13 protein-coding genes are annotated in these 17,660 nt (G+C 51.1%); 4 read left to right on the top strand and 9 right to left on the bottom strand.

Annotated features, from left to right (window positions below; all coding sequences use genetic code 11):
• Window positions 1–40 precede the first annotated feature (40 nt).
• The 3 genes from RRF64_RS02575 to RRF64_RS02585 all read right to left on the bottom strand — a co-directional run bounded on the left by RRF64_RS02575 (window position 41) and on the right by RRF64_RS02585 (window position 7,947).
• Window positions 41–2,479 (bottom strand): glycoside hydrolase family 31 protein, encoded by a 2,439-nt coding sequence (locus RRF64_RS02575; protein WP_323844259.1) that lies wholly within the window; start codon window positions 2,477–2,479, stop codon window positions 41–43.
• Window positions 2,480–3,075: 596 nt separating this feature from the next.
• Complete coding sequence (locus RRF64_RS02580) at window positions 3,076–4,470, bottom strand: DUF1254 domain-containing protein (RefSeq protein ID WP_323844260.1); 1,395 nt, start codon at window positions 4,468–4,470, stop codon at window positions 3,076–3,078.
• Between the two features lie 405 nt (window positions 4,471–4,875).
• Window positions 4,876–7,947 (bottom strand): Tn3 family transposase, encoded by a 3,072-nt coding sequence (locus RRF64_RS02585; protein ID WP_323844261.1) that lies wholly within the window; start codon window positions 7,945–7,947, stop codon window positions 4,876–4,878.
• Between the two features lie 173 nt (window positions 7,948–8,120).
• On the opposite strand from RRF64_RS02585, the gene RRF64_RS02590 reads away from it, so the two are divergent.
• The 3 genes from RRF64_RS02590 (at window position 8,121) to RRF64_RS02600 (ending at window position 9,717) form a co-directional block, all read left to right on the top strand.
• Entirely contained in the window at window positions 8,121–8,981 is an 861-nt protein-coding gene (locus tag RRF64_RS02590; RefSeq protein ID WP_323844262.1) for a SprT-like domain-containing protein, read from the top strand.
• Between the two features lie 124 nt (window positions 8,982–9,105).
• On the top strand, window positions 9,106–9,429 hold the full coding sequence (locus tag RRF64_RS02595; protein ID WP_323844263.1) for a hypothetical protein: 324 nt from the start codon (window positions 9,106–9,108) through the stop codon (window positions 9,427–9,429).
• Between the two features lie 6 nt (window positions 9,430–9,435).
• Window positions 9,436–9,717: a hypothetical protein gene (locus tag RRF64_RS02600; RefSeq protein WP_323844264.1), complete on the top strand. Its 282-nt coding sequence runs from the start codon at window positions 9,436–9,438 to the stop codon at window positions 9,715–9,717.
• Window positions 9,718–9,759: 42 nt separating this feature from the next.
• Here RRF64_RS02600 and RRF64_RS02605 read toward each other — a convergent pair whose 3' ends face one another.
• Window positions 9,760–10,806: an IS481 family transposase gene (locus RRF64_RS02605; RefSeq protein ID WP_323844265.1), complete on the bottom strand. Its 1,047-nt coding sequence runs from the start codon at window positions 10,804–10,806 to the stop codon at window positions 9,760–9,762.
• Window positions 10,807–11,129: 323 nt separating this feature from the next.
• Between RRF64_RS02605 and RRF64_RS02610 the strand changes: the two genes are divergently transcribed.
• A complete protein-coding gene (locus RRF64_RS02610; RefSeq protein ID WP_323844266.1) occupies window positions 11,130–11,708 on the top strand; it encodes a hypothetical protein in 579 nt (192 codons plus the stop codon).
• Between the two features lie 49 nt (window positions 11,709–11,757).
• On the opposite strand, the gene RRF64_RS02615 is transcribed toward RRF64_RS02610, so the two are convergent.
• From RRF64_RS02615 to RRF64_RS02635, 5 genes are all read right to left on the bottom strand, one after another.
• Complete coding sequence (locus tag RRF64_RS02615) at window positions 11,758–13,041, bottom strand: tyrosine-type recombinase/integrase (RefSeq protein WP_323844267.1); 1,284 nt, start codon at window positions 13,039–13,041, stop codon at window positions 11,758–11,760.
• A 78-nt stretch (window positions 13,042–13,119) separates the two neighbouring features.
• Complete coding sequence (locus RRF64_RS02620) at window positions 13,120–14,544, bottom strand: heavy metal sensor histidine kinase (protein ID WP_323844268.1); 1,425 nt, start codon at window positions 14,542–14,544, stop codon at window positions 13,120–13,122.
• A complete protein-coding gene (locus tag RRF64_RS02625) occupies window positions 14,525–15,217 on the bottom strand; it encodes a heavy metal response regulator transcription factor (RefSeq protein WP_323844269.1) in 693 nt (230 codons plus the stop codon). Before RRF64_RS02625 ends, RRF64_RS02620 begins: the two co-directional genes overlap by 20 nt.
• On the bottom strand, window positions 15,205–15,678 hold the full coding sequence (locus RRF64_RS02630) for a fatty acid cis/trans isomerase (protein WP_323844270.1): 474 nt from the start codon (window positions 15,676–15,678) through the stop codon (window positions 15,205–15,207). The genes RRF64_RS02625 and RRF64_RS02630 overlap by 13 nt, the downstream gene beginning before the upstream one ends.
• 34 nt (window positions 15,679–15,712) lie before the next feature.
• Entirely contained in the window at window positions 15,713–16,837 is a 1,125-nt protein-coding gene (locus tag RRF64_RS02635; RefSeq protein ID WP_323844271.1) for a phospholipase D-like domain-containing protein, read from the bottom strand.
• Between the last annotated feature and the right edge of the window lie 823 nt (window positions 16,838–17,660).

Consider the following 17,660-nt stretch of genomic DNA (forward strand, 5'->3'; position numbering starts at 1 on the left):
TTGCTGAAAAAACCCGTGCGGATTCTCTCAGCGCGCTAAATCAGTCGCGAGCCTGAAGGATTGGCGGGTCACAGGCGCGCACCTGCAGTGTTTCGCGCAGTGGGTATCTGCCCAGGTCGAGTAGCAGGGCATTGTCGCCGTCCGTCCGCGCGCTGAGTTTCTCGCCGTTGATCTCGGCGCAGACGAACGCCGGATCGCCGATCACCCGCACTTTGTAGTTGCGTTCGGTGGGCGCGCCGCGATAACTGCCCTCGGCGGCGCCGATGGTGAGGGTGCGGCTCGGCTGGTCGTACTGCAGCGCGGTGCGCTGAATTTCGCCCCGCTTGCGGTAGCCCTCGCTGACATCGTCGTCTTCGATCAGCTCGCCGCAGCCGGAGGCTCCGGCATAAACCTCGAGCAGCAGCACGCTCTTGTCGACAAACGCGGTGCTCAGCGCGTAGTCGCGCCTGGGTATAACCGCGCCCTGCCTGACGAACAGCGGCAGGGTGCCGAGCGGCGCGGGCACTTTCAGCACGCGACCGCCGCCGATCGGCGCGCGGCTGTGGTAGTCCACCCAGCCGCCCTCGGGCAGCCAGACTTCCACTTCGCCATCGTCTGCCGTGTTGGGGGCCACCAGGAAATCGTCCCCCCACAGGTATTGCAGGTCGCGCTTCCACGCCTGTTCCTCGCGGGGATATGCCAGCAGCATCGGGCGTGCCATCGGCAGGCCGCTCGCGGCGGCGCGGTGCGCAGCGCTGTATAGATAGGGCATCAGCTCATAGCGCAGGCGCGCGTAGTAGTGCGCGAATGTCTGCACGCTCTGCGGCCGGTCCAGCGGCCAGCGCGACTGGCCCATGCCGTGGGGTTTCCAAATGGGGGCGAAACTGCCGTAGGCCATGGACCACTGCACATACATCGGATCATCCGGACCCAGGCCGCGCTCCCAGTCGTGGAAACCGCCGGCGTCGTGTCCCCAGAACGGGAAGCCTGACAATCCCGCCAGCTGCATGCCGCGGATCTGGCTGCGCATGTCTTTGTAACTGGGCTCGATATCGCCGCTCCACAGGGTGGCATAGCGTTGGGCGCCGGCAGTCATGCCGCGCACCCACACGAAGGGGCGGCGCTCGATGCCGGACTTGTCCCAGCCCTGCTGCACCAGCGCCTTGGCAATCAGGAAGAACCAGTAGTTGCGCATCTCCGCAGAGCTGCGCCCATTGGCCAGGACCATATCCAACGGCGCCGCGCCCTGCTCGTCGAACTCGTCGATCCACAGCGCCTCGCCGGGATAGCCCAGGGCCGGATCGAATGCGGTGCGGTAAAAGATATCCCAGAACCAGCGGCGGAACTCCGCATTGGTCAGGTCCGGTGCACTGTCGGCGAAATCGATATTGTCCGACTCCGGCAGATTGAACGCCGCTTTCCAACCGTCACTGAATTGCGCGATACAGCGGTTGAAATCCAGGGTCATCACCAGCCCCTTGGCCTTTAACCACGCACCGTAGGCCTCAGGGTCCGGGTAGCGCTCCGGGTCCCAAGCCAGCTTGGACACACAGCGCTGCCCGCCGGCCGCGCGCCAGCGGTTGTCGTTGACCAGGTGATCCAGCGGGAAGCCCGCCGCGCGGTGTTCCGCGACCTTGCGCCGCCACCACTGCTCGTCGGAGGGGGTGGCCGAGTTGTGGTCATGACCCTTGTCCGACAGTTGCAGGCCAAACATCGCCTTCATCGGCAGGCGCGGGCGGCCGGTGAGCTGTGTATAGCGGTCTAGCACCTGGCCGAGTTTGGGGCCGGCGATAAAAAAGTAGTCCATGCGCCCGCCGAAACCGTTGTCGTCGATGGCGAAGCCGTAGTTGCTGTCCTCGCCAAAGTTGAACGTGTTGGCGAAGGTGCTGTTAAGAAATACCCCGTAGCCCTTGCTGGACAGGTAGAAAGGCACGATCAGCGGCGCCTGCTCGAGGTGGCTGCTGCCGTAATTGCGGCGAACTTTCCTGCCGCGTAGATCCAGGCTCTCCGCCCGGGCAAAATAGCCGTGACCAAGGCCGGTGAAGTGCTCGGCAGGATCGTAGGTGAAGCGGGTGGCGATGGTGTTGTCCCGCCAGCTCACCGGCGCGCTCTCCGCGAGCAGCGCTTGCCCGGCCTCCTCGAAACGCGCAGCCAGGCTCTGTTTGTCGACGATCACCGTTAAGCCTTCGGCGGTGCCGAGCCGCACTTCGCCTTTGCTCTCGCTCAGGGCCAGCCGGCTCGGCCAGTCGTGGCGCTCCACCATTTCGTAGCGGTCGTCGGCAAAGAAGTCCTCGCCGGCGCGCGCGCTCTGCAGGCGCAGCATATGCTCGCCGTAGGCGCGCACCCGCAACCGGCGGCCGTCCGCCGCGGTGAACAGATAGCTGCCGTCGTCCTGCGCACGCACCTCCGCGGCGCGGCTCCGACTTCCGTCGCAGGCCGTCAGCGGCAGTAGGAATAGGGCAAAGATGAAGGTGAGCAGGAAGCGAAGGGCCAGATTCACGGCGCCATTCCCCCAAATTATCCAGTTTTCGTTATTCGCTTGCATCGCCGCGAGCGCGGGGACAGCGGCACATTATGCGGGTACTGAGCAATTCGGGCCAATACGTCAAACCAGATAATCTAACGCATTGATATTTAGAGATAGCCCTAGTTGTTAAGTCGCTTGTCGCAACTGCATCGCAGGCATATGTTCGTATTTATAAAAACGATAAATGGACAGGCGTATGCTGGCCGATCGAAACGTTGCCGGCGTCGTTCATATCGCGTTCTCCGCATCAACGGAAACGACAGTGAAAATTGTCCAGAACCCTGCCTTTCAAAGCTGTCACCCCAACGCGACCAGGTCGCTGGCGATCTCGCCCGGCAGTCGACTGGGGCAAATATATTTGAATTTATGGCAGCATGTTTATCGCAGTCGAGTCGGAATTTCAGGATGCGGTTGCTTGGCTGCGGTGGCTATTGTCTCCACCGCGATCCTGGCGCTGGTCGGTGTGTGGGACACTCAGGTGGTTTCCGCTGCCCGGAGGGGAGGGCACCAAGCCTGAGCGGGGTGCAATCATCCCGCCTGTGACGCGGGCACAGTGCGGCCCCTGGTGCTCAGTCCACCCGCTTGACCGGCGGCGGTTCCCAGGAGCCGTCGAGGACCTCGAGGGCTGGCCAGTAGAGGCGCATCATCAGGGAGAAATCACCGCTCGCTGGTGTGGGCAGCCAGTTGGATTCCTTTTCCGGGCCGGGTGATTCGCGCTGAATGTAGAGATCGAGTGAACCGTCCGGGTTCAGCTCGAGTTTGTCCCGATCGCCGATCGCAAAGCGATCTATGGGGTTGTCGGCGAACAGCTGACGGTCGTTGTACATGGTGAGGGACCAGAAGGCGCGCACGGGTGGCAACTGGCCCCTGTCGAAGTGCACGATATAGCGCCGGTCACTTCGCAGGGGTTCTCCGTCTGCATCCGTGAAAGTGGTGGGGTAGACGGCATCTTCGGGGACATTGGCCCCCAGACCGCCATAGGCAACTGCTGCCCGACGCAGATAGTTGGTGCCGTAATTGCCCATACCGGTCAGGTTGATGTTCCAGCCATTGACAGAAGTACCGGGCATTTTCCAGGCCGCAACTATTCTCGGCAGGGCTTCAGCTGGTGCCGCTTCAAGAGCCTCCCTGACAGCATTCGGTTGGTCGTCCAGAGAAAAACTCTTACCGGGCTCTATGCCGATACGCTTCATGCGGTCGAGGATCGGGTAATCATGCGCATGAGGAGGATTGCTCTTGGTGCCTTCGGCAAACAGCGAAAAGAAAGTTTCCGCGTCCATCTTTGCCACCTGGTCCACCGGCGGGCTCATATCCCATTTGGGGTCGACAGCGCCTTTCGGCGGCGTATAGGGCTTGCCGTAGGCGCTGAGCGGAACCACCTTCATCCCTTGCTGAAACTTGTACACGGCCTCGTAATCCGCCTTGCCATTGGTCTGCACGCGCCCGCCCATCCAGCCGGAGGCCGTAGGGCTGTCGTAGCGGGTAACACCTGCCGGCAGCTCGCCCTCCCAGCCCGGGCCGACGATGGCGAAGGTCTGGGCACGGGTACCGGTAGTGCGTTTGCCGGGAACAGTGAAGACGTCGGTCCACTCGTCGAGGAAGGGCAGCAGAAAGTAGCGCCCACCGGAGTCGGGCACGGTGATGATCAGCGGCTCATTTGATACATCGAAATTCATCGAGCTGTAGAGGGTGTCCGCATTCGGGCTGGCGATGATGTCCATGCTGGCATCGGGGAAGCTCCGGGCGTGGGCCAGCTGGTTGATTGGACCCAGGGGAAATTGCGGCTTTTCCACATTGGTTGCCACTTGCCGGCTGAGGTGCATTATCACCAGCGGATAGGCGTAAATGTAGGCATCACGGGCGATTTCCCGCGCCTCCTGTACCGATGGCGCCTGCGCGCCGAGGCTTGCCGCAAGCGGCAGTAGCCAGAGGACGAGTGCCGTAAAGCGCAGAAAGTTTTTCACGGTATTCTTCCTTAAGTTTCTTGATTTGGAGTGGTGGCTAGTCACAGCCGCCAGGCGGTCGAAAATTCAACTATAGGTTTAGCATCTGCGGTTGAGGGCTAATCTCACGCCGGATATACCTCCAGCGGTCCACGTGGAAGACAATTTCCATATTGAATTTGGAGTTCGACGTAACCAGGGGCCGGCCGTTTGCGTCGGTACCGCCATACTGTTCATGTGCGCATAATATAGATTATGTTAAATCTGATGTTTGGCATTTTGGGGCGGCATGGCTATTTGACAAAATCGAGGGAAACATTGCACAAAGCCCTCTTAACGTATTGATATATATGGGTTTTTTTATTGAATCACCTCCAGCAAGAAGGAGGATGAGCCGTACAGAGATCAAGGTTAAGTAGTTGCGAGTTACGTACGGAGTTTGATATTTCGCATTTCCTGGAGGGTTGCCAAGAAGGCCGGCCCCTGTAGTTGCTCATCAAAGTTACCTAGCATATTGATATGCTCCCAACTGATAACTGAGCCATTAGAAATACCATCAGCGATAGACTGGCGCTGTTCAGCATCATCGATAGAAAGCAAATAATCAGACAAGTAGAGATAGTTCCATGCAATCACAATATTCTGAAGTATTGTGCTGCAGAGTAAAACTCTATCAATCTCTTCTTTTGAGCCAACATATAGCCGTTTACCTCGGCCGTGAAAAATTGACCTTGACAAGCCTTGGCCCAGTTCGATTCGGCTGAGGTGCTTTTCAATTACTTGACGCAACTCCAGATCATCTACGTAAGTCAATATAAAGTGTGTTTTAAGTAGTCGGCCAAACTCTTTAACAGCTCGATACAATTCAGTATCTCTTGAGCTTGATGATAGTTTTCGAAAAATATCACTTGCGGAGACATAGTTCATTTTGATGCTGGCCATTAGCCGTAAAATGTCATCCCAGCGCTTAATAATGAGTTTTCTATTTAGCTTGGTCTTCGGGCCGATTCTAAACTTACTATTCTTTTTTAGTGATTCATTTTCATAAGAGTATAGCGTTTGCCCTTGTACGGATTTTATTCTTGGGGCAAAAGTTACTCCCAAAAAATGTAGGCCAGCAAATATCGCTTCTGTATATCCATGCGTATCTGTAGAATGTAAGTGATTTTCCTTCTTTAGTTTGGTTTCCGGGTAAAGAGTACGCTTGGATTCAGCAATCCCGGCTAGCATATATGGAGCTTCGCGCTCTGAAGATGTTAGAACGTTGACATTAAAGAAAATCTGCTGATCATCGATAAAAGCGTTTGCACTAATTCCTTTATCTTTTCCGTAGTATTTATATGAAAAATTTGCCATCAGTGAATCTACAGCCACTACAATCTTGCGGCCATCACTAGAGGTGTGTAATCTCCCATCGTCACCAGAATATACTTTTGGAAGTGACAAGCTCTTAATTAGATGTACTATATTCTCATTTACTTTCTTTAAGTTATTCACAGAAAAGCGATTAGATTCAATATCTCTAAGCTGCTTTAAAGAAATTTCTTGGCATGCCTTGGCCATATGATTGTGGCCAATATTTGTACCCAAGCTCATGAGTGCCGCATAGGCATGCGACAGCATAAACTCCTCATTGGCAAATCGTTTTGTGCGATGCTCTAGCTCTTCGGTAAAATTTGTGTACGTATTTATTTGGTGGATGATTTGATAAAGACTAAAGCTTGCTTCTTCTCCCATGAGCTGAGAGACAAACTGATCAGTTGAAAAGTCCGTTGCTGGGGTGTCGACTGACCAAGTTCCGTTTTTATTAAATTTTACATACGTGTTTTCTTCGCTATCGATTCGATGGTTAACCGTTTTAAAGAGTTCTGTCACGGTTTTTCCAATCGAATCCAAGTATTTCTCAGGGTCACGGTATTCATTCAAGCCTGTAGAAATAAGAATCTCATCGAAAGATTTTCGCCATATTTCAGATGGCATAAAATAAGACTCTGTAGGTCGGTACTTGTAGCTGTACTTTAGAGTCAAAGATTCATCTTTAAACCCCTCGAAAGCGCGGATAATTAGTAATGCTTTGTACTTTCCAATAGCGGAAAACTCGTCCTCTCGGCAGATTAGATCACGCTCGTACTTTGTTAAAAATTTCATTGGAGTTGTATCGGAAATCTTATCCAGACCTTTCTGATATGCTGTTATCGCCGAAAGGAGCTCCGGGCTTGAGCAGCTTTCAAAAACCAGCGGCCTCAAAAGCGGGCCTAGTGATTTCTGAATTGAGCTGGATCTTGAAAATATAAAGTTATAGTAGTCAAACTTCTGGCGACGCTTTATTATGTCGGTGTCGACAGCCTGCAAGGTGACGTCGACATCTTCAATGTCTGAAAGCATGAGCGATTCAGCTAATTTTAGAATTTTACGTACCTTCTCCCGATCTGATAATTTGTTTGATCGTGCTATATCGATGATTTTCTTGATCAGTTCTTTACTGTTGCGAGCAACATTACTTATAGCCGCCGCTGCGTCTAAGAATTCACTTTCGTGCTTATCACTTTCTCTATTTTGATAGGCCCTAGCATGATTTAAAAGCTGTGTGACGATCTTTTTTCCCGCATCTACAGCGGCATCTGAACGGTGAAAGTGCTGGTACTGTAGATATGCCAGTAAATGTAAGTTCCGGCGATCCTGATTTCGAAACTTTCGGAGTTGAGTGGTGGTCGCTTGTTTTACCCAAATAGCGAGATCTTCTGTTGCCTCCTGGGTAAGGTATAAGGCCGAAATTACAGGTAAAAACTCAGTATGCAAATCATGAAATTTCTGCAATATTCTCCCATTTAACTTGCAGTGATTGAGTTGGCTTCCCTGTTTGATACGTTTGACATCACGATGCAGCAGAAATTCGTCAGATTCCGAGACTAGATTATTTAGAACCTGTTGTTGCGCATCTGACAAGTGAGTACGGATTTCTGTGGCGAGCTTTTCCTCGTAGTCTCGGTATCCATGTTGAATAGTTTCTCGGACAGTGGTAAATGAAGGGACCTCTCGATGTTGCTCCAGGCAATACTCCAATAAACAATCCGCGATGTCAGATTTTCTGCGACGTTTATCAATTAGGGAATTCGCAAGATCATTAAACCTTGCCTTGAAACTCGCATCAAAAGCTTGCCAGTCATATTGCTTTAGAATTTTACTCTTGTGCCGGGAAGCGACATCTGTGGGGTAGTCAAACGAAGCCTTGGTCGACTTCAGAGATAGAGCTTTTCTAGCTGCACGGATATGTTCTACTGGAAACTCTGATACGTTGAAGAATTGACGTTTTCGCGTGAAGTAAATGACTTGGAGAAGAAAGCCGACTTTGTAATCCTCGCGAGTTATCTTCCTAAGTGCCCGCTGGGTAATCGAATCACACGTAAAAACGCTTCGTTGCCGCAAATCGAGTTTTGGAGGTGCGTCCCAAGCCTTTTGCCGGGATGGGGGGAGTATGTGCTCCTGCTTCGAACTCATGTTATTTTGGTAGCCCCTTCCTTGGCCCAGCAAAGCCATTAATTCTATTTGGTTATAAAAAAATATATTCTAATAACAAAATATAGATTTTACTGTAGTGTACACAACAGTAAAATTGTATTTATGGAATAAAATGAAGATTTTTAATTCCAATATCTTATAAGATGCGATAATTGTATCGCTTACTTGATAAAATTCAGTCGATGAATCCTACTGCAGAACTCTATCAATCTCTACAAGTCGCATATGATCGATTTAACGAGCGGTTATTTGATGCATCTCTTCCTCCTGTCATTTTCACAGTGCAACGTAAACCCGGAGTAATGGGGTACTTTACTGGTGATCGTTGGAGTGATGTACACGGCAAGATTGTGAGTGAAATAGCGATCAATCCATCCTATATAGCTAGCTCACGACTTATTGAAGTCATGCAAACATTGGTCCATGAAATGGTTCATTGCTGGCAACATTTCCACGGGAGCCCCGGGCGTAAGTACTACCACAATGTGGAATGGGCGAAAAAAATGATTGAGGTGGGTTTGATGCCCAGTTCAACAGGTGAGCCCGGTGGGAATATAGTTGGACAGTTTATGGGGGATTACATCCTGGAGGACGGCAGCTTTCTGAAAGTCTTTCAGGAGCTTGAAGCGGACCGTGAAATTGGCTTGGCTTGGCTTGACAGAAAAGCTCTGCCTCGATTATTTGAGCCAGTAATTGCAGGACCCAACCCTAATTCAAAACCTAATAGGGCGCTGCTGGATAGGCACATTGAAGAGAGTGGTAACTCTGGTGAATATGTTCAATCCGAAGATGGCTTCGAAGTATCACCTTTAGATCAAGGATACCCATTCACTTCTACAGGCCCAACGGTCAGTTCATTGTTGCCAAGCAATCTCCAGATCCTGGAAGCTCCTAGAAGAAAGACTCGCATCCGTTATCAATGCCCTTGTTGTGATGTCATTGTGTATGGAAGACCAAAGCTACACATATTGTGTGGCGATTGTGACGTCCAGTTTGAAGGGGATCTTGAATGACAAAGTGAACGCTTATCCTCGAAGCGCTCACGAATCAATTTTGCGGTTATGGTGGATGACCCATGTCAGAAAATATAGTAAATTGCCTGACATGTGACAATCAGGCTATTTAGTGGGGTTATTCATGACCCAGAAAAAAGATTGCTTTCTCAAGCACGAGATTATTGTTGAAGATAACCCAAATGCAACACTAAAAAGAATTTCTCATAATTTGTCTCGTGGAGGATACTGGTCATCATTCACGCATGTACCAGCACCATTTGGAACGGAAGATGATAATTGGTGCCCTCCACCCGAGTTGGAGTGGTATGAGAACATAGTCATGGGATATTGCTGGGAATTACCAGATCAAGCTAATTCCATCCTTATTAATATTGCGAGATTACACAGGCACGAAACTGAACTTTGGGATTCATACCAAAAAGAGTTACGGGAATCAGTACAGTAATACCACATGGCAAATCCTATCGGTGCGAGTTTCATAGCCAATGCGGCCAGCATTGAAGACCTTGAGCATGACTGCAGAACTCACCTCGAATTGAGAGAGCGACAGAAAGGTAAGGGGACGGCTTACGCCTATCAATGTCTGATCTGCGGCGAGGCCGTGGGCAGTGAGGTATCCAAGAAAGGGGTCTCTATACAGCCGCTGCCGTTTGATGAGGAAGTTGGTGAACTCTATTCCAGTGTCAAATTTAGGTTTCTGGAAGAGATGAGGAGGGTACGGGCTGTACAGTGAGGGTATTCACCTGACAGTTGCCTCCTAGGATCTGTGGATAACTTAGGCTGCTGCCGGTGTGCTCTTCTTCTCTCCTCCTGGCTTAGGTAAGCCAGCTTTAAACATCGTATACGGCGTTCGACCGTTCATGTTGCGGCCCTGATGGGGCCGTTTCTCGTTGTACTTGAGCAGATACTGATCCAGATCATTCTGCATTTCTGCCAGGGACTCGTACCACTTCTCCCTTCCCTTGATACGGAAGTGTTCATCGAGAAGTGTTCGGTGAAGTCGCTCTACGAAGCCGTTGCTCTGAGGACGCCGCACTTTAGTTTTCCGGTGCTCGATCCCCTCCAACTGTAAGAATAGTTCATAGGGGTGGGTGTCCGAACGACCACAGAATTCGCGGCCGTTGTCACTCAGGATAGTGCTGATTTTTGCTAGATGTTTCTCGAAGAATGGCAGCACATCACTATTCAGAACATGGACGGCAGTAACCGGCATCTTGTTGGTGTAGAGACGGCCCCAGGCATAGCGGCTGTAACAGTCAATGACAGACTGCAGGTAGATCTTGCCGACGCCTTTCAATACGCCGACAAAGAACGTGTCTACAGCAACTAAATCACCTGTATGCCGCGTTTCTATGTGTCTTTCGCGGAATTCAGGACTGAAGCGTTCGAGCGCTTTGACTTGGGAATCTGTGAGGTGAAAGCCCGATTGAGAGCTGGTCTTTTCCAGCCGCAATAGCCGCTCGTGCTTGGTCGTGAGGTTATGGCGAACCCAGACACCTCTGACTCCACCGGAGCTTACCTGTATGCCTTGAAGTGAGAGTTCTTGGGCCACTCGTAGACAACCCTCGGTTGGGTTCTTCAGGCAATAGTCCAGGATGGCTTTTTCTACCTCGTCGGTTACTCGGTTTGGGTGAGGGCCCCTCGCCCCCGGCAGCCGATCTATCAACCCCTGAGAGCCGTAAGTCTGGTAGTTACGGCGGATCTCGTAGAATTGCTGGCGGGAGTAGCCCATGACCTTGCAGGCCTTGGAAACATTCCCCAGTTCATGTGCCAGCTCTAGCAACGACAGTTTGCGACGTGCTACTTTCGCTTGTGTGGCCATGGTGATTCTCCTGAGTAAAAGATTGGTTTGGCGATTAATCTTTTAACCCAATGGAGGCACCATGGCCACCGCTTAAAAAGTGGCCAGGTGTCAGGTAAATACCATCACACTACATACGGGCCAATAGCCGCCCCGCGCTGCCTTCGCGCCCACCCAGCGTCGATCTCTACGATGCTTTTTCGAGACAGATCAACCAAACGATCGAGGACTTTAGAGCTGAACACACTGATTGTGAAATCAACCGGTTGTTTCACAGTTATCTGGTTAAGCAGCGAGCTGCGCATATCGACGCACTTGAAAGTCGATGGTCTTCGGAGCTAGATTTGGCGCACTGGTTCAAGAGGGCATTTTCCCGTTGGTTTGAGATTTTCGAGGAAGTTGACGGCCTCGGCTATATTGATCGCGAGCAAAGAAATCTCCGGATTGACTTTGTAATCCGGCCTAAGCCGATCCTACAGCGCGCCGGGTTTGCCGATCAGTACATGGGTGTCGAAGTAAAATTCCTTGACCCTAGGACTGACAAGGGCTTTCACGGGAAATCCTCAAGAGGTATCTTTCAGGCGCTGAGTTATTGGTATAGCGGCACTACCTGGGAAATTGACAAAGGATGCCAAGTCAAGCTGTCGTCGGTGTTACTGTTTAGTAATCTTTCCTTTGCAGACGAGCGTGAGTATCTCTTCGGTTCATACGACCGCCATACCGGTACGCTCTGGCGCGCTTATCTCAGTCTTGCTAACCACGCGAACTTCGGAGAGATTCAGGTCAGGCGGTGGCCGAATGGTAGGCTCGCCTGGTTCCTCGCTTTCAATGGCGCCTACTATTTTTCCAAGCACTATGACGATCGTCTTGTCCCCGGGAATACCAATGTGATCAACAAGAAAAGAATCGGCAATACTCGGTGACTCATTTTATAGATCTGCTTGAGTTCGGTTTCGCAATATACCTTCCCTGCTATTTGACGCCGCGACTTTTTCCGCTTTGCGCGCGTATGCGATTCTCAGTCTGTACGTATACAGTATCGGTGGTTGCCATACTTGAGTGGCCTAAATCTTCGGAAAGATCCTTGAGTGCACGGCCACGTTCAATCTCCATGCTGGCGCCAGTGTGTCTTAACCAATGTGTAGAAGCCTCTTTTAGCTTACGGGCGCTGTCTTCACCTTCGGTGGATCGCATTTCCTCGTAAGCACGATCAAAAACTTGCTGAACAATACGAGTGATCTGTCGAGATGTCATACCGCCTTGTCCGCGAATTTTTTCTACAATGGGCTGATTTTCTCTTGAAGCCGGCAACGGACTTAAGCCTCTGTAGGCGCGGTATCGCTTAAGGAGTGGGACAAAACTATTTGGAACAGTAATATCACGCAATTTCCGGCCTTTACCGAAAATTTTCAGCCACCAGTTGCCGTCCGAATCCTGCCAGAAGTGGCTCATGATTGGAGTCCATTGCGGGCGTTCGGACAGCTCTGAAACTCGTAGAAATAACGTCTTGAGCGCACAAATTACAAACAGGCTTCGCTCATAGATTGGGTCTTCTTCGGCCATGGTCAATGCGACATCAAACACATATTGCCACTGGGCTTCGGTCAGCCGTCGAACTTCTTTAACCTGAGCGTCCTTGATAAAATGGCGACAATCTGGTTTGGCAATTTGAGCGGGATTTCCATACAGATATTCCTCGTTCATCAAATACTTGTAGAAAGCAATGATCCCAGTAAACGTGGCAGCCAAGGTCTGCTGTGATGGCTTGTACTTTCTTTTATCCGGCTTTGAGTCTGGGTTATCGCTATTTTTGGGCTGCTTGAGCTTAAACGGCGCCCAGGACGGGTTTTGAATAAACCGGCCGTTGTTGAACAGGAACTTCTCGTGGTTGGCCAGGCAGATCCAGGACACCGGCGGCTGCCAGCAGAAATCCGCATACTCGAGGATATCGGCCTTGCGCAATCGCTCCGTGGGTGTGCCTTTGACCAGGAACACCCACAACAGGAAGCGTTCGGTCTCATTGCGGAAGCGTGTAAAGGTATGCTCGGACTTGTTGCGGCCCGTGTAGCTCAGGAACTCCTGGCCCCAGCGCCAGTGTGCCTGCCACCAGGTCTCGCCAGATTCCAGGAAGCCCCGGAGGTCTGGATAGTCGTTAAAGCTGAAGTCCTTAAGCTCAGCATAGGTCGGATACAGCGGGACGGGTTTGGGGATAGCCATACGTAAGCCTGAAGTCCGGGTTTTCAGTGAGAAACCCATTCTACAGGTCTCTACAGGCTATGTCGAATACTAAAGGGTATTAGAAGGATGTGGGATATAGGTCTTTGTCTTTGCGAGTCAGCTTTCGAAACACCCTCGCTGCCGAGGAAGCTTGATTGTGAAAGACGTTATCCCATGTGCAGAAGAAACATCAATGGTGCCTTCGTGCGCGTCCACGATGGATTTGACGATAGCCAGACCCAGCCCTGCCCCTTCTGTCTGGCGCTGACGTGAGGGATCGACCCGATAGAAACGGTCGAACAGTCGAGGCAGGTGTTCGGCGTCAATATTCGCGCCCGGATTTTCCACGCTCAGGTATGCAGTTTTATCGGTCTCCCATATTCTGAACTGCACTTTCTCCCCTTCAGGAGTGAATGGAAGTGCGTTGGATAACAGGTTGGACAACACACGGCGCAACATTGCCCGGTCCCCAATGACCGTTGCTGGCTGAGCATCAACTTGTAAGCGGATACCCTTTTCTTCCGCCAAGGCAGCAAAGAACTCTATAGCCGCCTTTACTTCCTGAACTAACTCCAATCGTTCCCAATCAGGTTTGAGTAAACCATTCTCATTCTGGGCCAGCCATAACATGTCCTTCACCATCTTGGACAACCGTTCCTGTTCCTCCAGGTTTGAATAAAGTAACTCTCGGTATTCATCACGGCTTCTGGATTTGCTCAACCCCACCTGAGTCTGTGTAATCAGGTTGGTTAATGGTGTGCGCAACTCATGGGCGATATCGGCCGAAAAGTGGGAAAGTCTTACAAAACTGTCTTCCAGACGGCCGATCATGCTATTAAAAGATTCCACCAGGGTCATTAGCTCAGCTGGTACAGTCTCGGTGTCCAGTCGAACGTCCAGCCGATCCGGCTGTATATCCCGCATCGCTTCGCTCAGCTCGCGTAGCGGCGCGTGCCCCTGCTGCACACCGAACCAGCCCGCCAGCAGCGTAGCTATCCCAGTCACAGTCATGATCAGCCACAGGGTGCGACCAAAGCTTTGCAGAAATTGGAGATGGGGACCGATGTCAATGGCGGCGACAATGCGGTATCGGCTCTCACCGACCTGAGTTTGTGTCACTGTGCCACGGTAGGTTTTCCCATCTAGTGGCCAGAGATACAAATTGTCAGAACGGGCTCTGTTTGCCGGGGCGTGGATAATGGTTTGCACTGAACGCGGCGACTCAGGCGGTCCATAAATCAAATGATTGTTTTCATCCCAGACCTGAAAATAAACGCCATGATGCCCTGATACGGCATGAGCCAAAGCGTCCGTTGCTGCCAGGTCTTCATTGCTTGCCCTTTCCAGGGCTGCCTCCACCGCATGAGTAATGACCAACAACTCGCCGGCGTCCTGTTCCGCGAAGTGCCGTTCCACCGCGCTTTGTACCAGGTGGCCAATGATCAACACGCTCAAGCTGATCGCAACCGCTACGAAGAACATCACCCGGCTATTGAGCGATAGCGGGCGACACCGAGTGAGGCTAAACTTCGTCACGGTCATCCTCGACATCCAGCTTGTAACCCAAACCGCGTACGGTATGAATAAGCTTCGGCTCAAAATCGTCGTCGATCTTGGCGCGTAGGCGGCGGATAGCCACATCAATTATGTTGGTGTCGGAATCAAAGTTCATGTCCCATACCTGAGAGGCAATAAGTGAACGTGGCAAGACTTCACCCCGGCGACTGATCAGCAGCTCCAACAGGCAGAACTCCTTGTGGCTGAGGTTAATTTTGCGACCCGCGCGCACGGCACGATGACGCCTTAGATCCAGGGTCAGGTCCATCGCCTTGATTTGATCCGTCAATAACGGTGCAGTGCTTCTTCGTAGAAGGGTACGAACACGGGCCAGCAGTTCGGCAAACGCGAACGGTTTAACCAAGTAATCGTCCGCGCCTATTTCGAGCCCTTTAACCCGGTCATCCACGCTGTCACAAGCGGTCAGGAAGAGGGCTGGTGTTTGGTGGCCCGCTTTCCGCAGTGACTGTACAATGCGCCAACCATTCATACCCGGAAGCATCACGTCCAACACCAGCAGGTCAAAGGTTTCAGTCATGGCAAGGTGATGCCCATCCAGGCCATTTCGTGAGAGGCTCACCACAAATCCCGCCTCGGTCAGACCTTGTTGTAAATAATCGCCTGTTTTGATCTCATCTTCGACCACTAACAACCGCATCGCTGTGTCGCTCCGTTTATCGCTTTAAGACCGGTTAGCCCATGGTGCCATACCATAGGCCTGCCCGACACTGGCTGGCTTTCGAAAAATTGATCAACTTCACTTGTTGTGGCGCAAGATAGTTCTCGATTAATATCAAGTGGAAAATCGTCTGGCAGTCTTTTACCGGAAGAAAATTTGGTCTGCTTCACGTTGTTATTTTTCTGTGAACCTTTCCCCTGATGGATTCCCGCGGTGATAACGTCAAGAAAGCCGAGATTGCGCCAATCAGCAACTGACTTACCATCAATGAAAAGCCGCGCCGTGGCATTAGCGGCTAATCGCGAGGGATTATAGACCGACTGCGATGTTGCACGGGACTTAACCCGCACAGTGTAAGCACTATCAGCAACAGCGTACGCAATCTGTAAAAATCGCAGCGCGACCGCTATCTTCAATAAGAAATATCTATGAATAACCATTGACTTTACCGCAATACAGTCACGACCAACATGGTCACAACCAACGCCTCGTTAAGATCGCTAAATATTCCAGTCCGCGAGATGTCCACTTTCTTTCTTTCCAGGAATCCAACTCTATGCGTTCAGAAAATCGCAAATCATTATTAAAATTATCATTCAATTTACAGGATAAATTCATATTTCTGGTAATCAAATTCAGTTCAAAGTTGGTAAATAAGCTGCGATAATCCAAATTTGCTGTTCCGACCATCGACCAGCTTCCATCAATGACTACGGTTTTCGCGTGAAGTACACGTGGCAGATATTCATAAATTCGTACGCCTGCCGCGAGTAACGATCCATAAATATGCCGAGCCGCCCAGCGCGCAATTGGCACGTCACTTTCTCGGGGAACAAGCAGCCTGACATCCACACCACGCTCTGCGGCAAGACGTAATTGCTTGAGCGTGTACGTATCCGGCACCAGATAAGGAGTTGTCAGAAAAATAGATTGTTTAGCCTTGCTGAATGCAGCCCCAAATACACAGCGAAGCCGATAACGACACATCAGGGTATGATTGTGTAACAATTTGCTACCGGAATTTTCCTGTTTGGGAACCCAGTGTTGGCGGCCCTGCCAGAAGGCATCAAACAACTGTGAGGCCACGTCGACGAGCGGACCGTCAAAGCTCACATGGGTGTCGCGCCAGCGGGACTCTCCATAAAAGCTACGGGAATTTTCATTGTGGATATTAAAGCCGCCGAGATACGCGATACGATTATCGACGATAAGTAGCTTGCGATGATTGCGATGGTTGTAACGCCATGGCTGGCGCCAGCTCCAGCGGTGAAACCAGCGCAATTGAACACCGTGCTCACGGAGATGGTTTTGCATTTTTCGTGAGAACCAGAACAGGGAACCAGCTGCATCGATATGTACCCTAACGAGCACGCCCGCTCGTGCCCGTTCGATCAAAGCCTGACTAAACTGATGCCCTACCCTATCATCAGCATAGATATAACTCTCTAATTGTATGCAATCTTTCGCCTTTGCGATTGAGGACAACATAGCTGAATACAACTCGTCGCCCTCAATAAACAAGCGAAAGGTTTCCTTACGATCACCAGCGTTAGCAATACAATCAAACTCAGGTGTTTTTGTTCCTCCGTTAGAGAGCATTAGTCATCAGCCCCAATTATAAGCCGTTGTACAGAGGATACCGTACAAGGTGGTACAGCCCATCAGTGACCAACTCGTTGGCTGGTCGCGCACGGAACTCCTGCCGCCAACTCTAAAAAAATGCCAATCCCTAGAGAGACCAGAACATAGTCGAAAATCACTGAAATTATCATACCGGTATCTCCCTTACCCAACAGGGTGGACCACAAGCTTGCATTTAGATCGGTCCTGTCGAGCCCAAAGAATCTCGAAAGAAAATAAATGGTCCGAGGAAACCCATACATCTCCACATACAACGCAAAGATAAATATCTGCACATCCCTGCGCTGGCCCACTCACGCAAGGTTTTAGGTACCACGTAACGGTAGAAAGCCATGAAATCCCCACAATCATGATAATAGTGAGCCCCCATTCCCAGAGTGAGTTATATATTCTTCCATTTTTAATTCCCCCTTATGATCTATCGCGCCGACTGTCATCTTGCCGCTAATGAAAACGCATAGGCCAACGTTATAAACCCGCCAGTAAACCCAACAATCGACAGGCGTAGGCATATTCGTTGTCGTACCAAACCTGGAGCTTGACAGTACGGTCTCCGATTACCCGTGTTGAGAGCCCATGAACAATGGCGGAATGGGGGTTGGCGATTGAAAACCGCATCACCAAGGTCCTGAAGCACCGCCGCCGAAACTACCACTGCCACTACCAAAGCCGCCCGGCGTGAGCTGTCGTAACAACCTCCATGGTGGCCGTAAAATCCGCCTATACCCAATTGCCGAAAAAATATCAGGGGGATAAATCGGTGCCAACAGAATATTCATAG

The sequence above is a fragment of the Microbulbifer magnicolonia genome, assembly GCF_035117725.1.
GTDB classification, from domain to species: domain Bacteria; phylum Pseudomonadota; class Gammaproteobacteria; order Pseudomonadales; family Cellvibrionaceae; genus Microbulbifer; species Microbulbifer magnicolonia.